Raw genomic sequence first — 3,080 nt, 5'->3', positions numbered from 1 at the left:
GCCGTTTTGGTGGCATCAATATCGATGCAAAAGCATTCAGCAATTTTTCCGGTTTTGTATCGGCTTAATTTGCTGTTTTTAAACATGATTCTAGCCTATCAGGGCTTGGCCTGATGGTCTAGAGCCAACCTAATTTGGAAACAGCCCCAGGAAAAAACGCCATCGACCGCCGGGGCGGGTCACGCCGCCGTCCCGAGGAGGCACCCCGTTCCGCCCGCCCTAACCCCGGCTCCGCACCGGCAACCCTTCATCCTCCGGCATCTTCACCACGCACATGTCCAAGACCCTGATCATCGCCGAAAAGCCCTCCGTTGCGCGCGAACTGGCCCCCCTTGTGGGCGCCGTGCAGCGCCGCGCGGGCTTTCTGGAAGGTCCGGACCATCTGGTCAGCTGGGCCGTGGGTCATCTGGTGGGCATCGCCGAGCCGGAGGAGCAGGACCCGGCCTGGGCGGGCCGCTGGACCTTGGACCAGTTGCCCATGCTGCCGCCGCGCTTCCGGCTGCGGGTGCTGCCGGAGACGGCGGACCAGTTCGCCGTGCTGCGCCGCCTGCTGACCGACGAGCGCGTCACCGGGGTCATCAACGCCACCGACGCCGGGCGCGAGGGCGAACTGATCTTCCGGCGCATCTACCTGATGGCCCAATGCGCCAAGCCCGTGCGCCGCCTGTGGGCCAGCGACATGACCGAAGAAGGCCTGCGCAAGAGCCTGGCCCGCCTGCTGCCCGACGCGGAAAAGCGCAACCTGGGGCTGGCCTCCTTTGCCCGCGCCGAGGCCGACTGGCTGGTGGGCATGAACTATTCACGCCTGTTCACGGTGAAGACCGGCGGCCTCGTCTCCGTGGGGCGCGTGCAGACCCCGGTGCTGTGCCTGCTGGCCGCCCGCCGCCGCGAGATCGAGCAGTTCGTGCCGCAGGATTTCTGGACCGTGGAGGGGATGTTCGCCCCCGGCGGCGGCGCCAGGGGACGCGCCGCACAGGACGATGCGGCCGCCTCCGGTGCGCCTTCCGGCACGTCCGCCACTTCCCCGGACACGCCCGCCGCTTCCCCGGACGCGCCGGACACCTTTCCCGCCGTATGGCACCGCCCGCCGGAACTGCGCGAAACCCGCGTGGACAGCGAGGACGAGGCCGCCGCCATCGCCGCCGCCTGCGCCGGACGCGAGGGCGTGGTGGAATCGGTGGCCAGCAAGGCGGGCAGCCAGCAGCCTCCCCTGCCCTTCGACCTGACCACCCTGCAACGCGAAGCCAACACCCGCTTCGGCCTGTCCGCCAAGGACACCCTGGGCCACGCCCAGGCGCTGTACGAAACGCACAAGCTGATCACCTACCCGCGTACCGACTCCCGCCACCTGACCAGGGAACTGTTCGCGGAAATCCTGAACCACTTCCGGGCCATCCACCACCTGTACCCGGACGAGACCATGCTGGCCGTCACGCGCATCAAGTCCGGCAAGGCCAGATTCGCCTGCGTGGACGACCGCAAGGTCACCGACCATCACGCCATCATCCCCACCGCCCGCAAGGGCGACCCGGCCCGCCTCTCGCAGGCGGAACGGCAGGTCTACGAGATGATCTGCCGCCGGTTCATCGCCGCCTTCTGCGCCGAGGCCAAATTCTCCACCTCCACGGTCACGGTGAAGGTGGGCGAGCACGCCTTCATCGCGCGGGGCAAGGTGTTCAGGGAAAAGGGCTGGCTGGCCGTGGAGCCGTGGCGCGCGGCGGAAGACACCCCCCTGCCGCCTCTGCGCAAGGGCGTCAGGCTGCATACGCAGGACATCCGCCGGGTGAAGCGCCAGACCAAGGCCCCGGCCCACTACACGGATGCGTCCCTGCTGGCGGCCATGGAAACCGCCGGAAAGCTGGTGGAAGACGAGGAGTTGCGCCAGGCCATGAAGGAACGCGGCCTGGGCACCCCCGCCACCCGCGCCCAGATCATCGAAACGCTGCTCCAGCGCGGCTACGCGGGCAAGCAGGGCAAGCGGCTCATGGCCACCGACCGGGGCATGCAGGTGGCCGAGGTCATCGAGGCGTTGCTGCCCGACGTGGCCTCGCCCGAACTGACCGGCACGTGGGAGAAGGCCCTCAAGGACATGGAGGCGGGCAAGGCCACCTATCCGCAGTTCATGCACGGGATACGCGAAAGCGTGTGGCACGGCGTGCACCGCATCAAGCGGGTGGGCGGGCGCAACCTGGACCGGTTGCTGGACGCGGCGGCCGAACGCCACGCCCGAACGCCCGACGGCCTGTGCCCCCTGTGCGGCGGAGAGGTGCGCGAAACCCCGCGCGGCTGGGCCTGCACCGGGCAGCCGCCCGCCCCTTCCGGAAAGAAGCGCGGCAAGCCATCGGGGGGCGCGCCCGATGCGGAAGACGGGGCGGAGCAGGAAACCGCGCGCGCCAGACGCGGCGCGAAGAAGGCCGGTGCGGAAGACGCCGCGCGGGATGGGGCCAACGGCAACGCCACGGAACCCGTCGCCGCCAACGGCGGGCGCTGCCCGTTCATCCTCTGGCGCACCACCTTCGGCCGCGAACTGGACGACGCCACGGCGCGCGAACTGCTGGCCACCGGCCGCACCGCGCAGGCCATGGACTTCACCTCGCGCCAGGGCAAGGGATTCCGGGCGCATCTGATGCTGAAGGGGGGCCGCCTGCGCCCCGAATTCGTGCCCGATAGACCGCTCCCGGTTCCGGACATGACGCCGGAGGGACCGGCCAGTTCGGCGGCTCCCGGTGACACTGCACCAGACATGGCATCCGACGCCGCACCGGGCACACCTGACGCGCCCGAAGCCGCCCCCGCCTCCGACATCTAGAACCATCGCGCCGCCACGCCGCCCATACCCCGCGCGTTTCCGGCCACCCGGCCGCCACCGGCCCGCGCCTCCGTTTCCCGCTTTCAACGCGGGCGCCTTCCCCCGTCCGGCGCCATGCCGTATGGCCGGGACGATTTCTTTCGGGAAATTTCAAAGGCTCTAGACCATCAGGCCAAGCCCTGATAGGCTAGAATCATGTTTAAAAACAGCAAATTAAGCCGCTACAAAATCGGAAAAATTGCTGAATGCTTTTGCATCGATATTGATGCCA

1 protein-coding gene and 2 pseudogenes are annotated in these 3,080 nt (G+C 68.4%); 2 read left to right on the top strand and 1 reads right to left on the bottom strand.

What is annotated here, in order from left to right:
• A pseudogene (locus tag V6B97_RS17025) lies at positions 1-86 on the bottom strand (IS1595 family transposase); the annotation flags it as partial.
• 188 nt (positions 87-274) lie between these two features.
• On the opposite strand from V6B97_RS17025, the gene V6B97_RS17020 reads away from it, so the two are divergent.
• Positions 275-2,809, top strand: a complete 2,535-nt coding sequence (locus tag V6B97_RS17020; protein WP_333507704.1) for a DNA topoisomerase 3 — start codon at positions 275-277, stop codon at positions 2,807-2,809.
• Between the two features lie 195 nt (positions 2,810-3,004).
• Positions 3,005-3,080, top strand: a pseudogene (locus V6B97_RS17015) (IS1595 family transposase); the annotation flags it as partial.

It is taken from the genome of Nitratidesulfovibrio sp. 1201_IL3209 (assembly GCF_036763125.1).
Lineage (GTDB): Bacteria > Desulfobacterota > Desulfovibrionia > Desulfovibrionales > Desulfovibrionaceae > Cupidesulfovibrio.
This window is presented reverse-complemented; position numbering and strand designations above follow the sequence as displayed.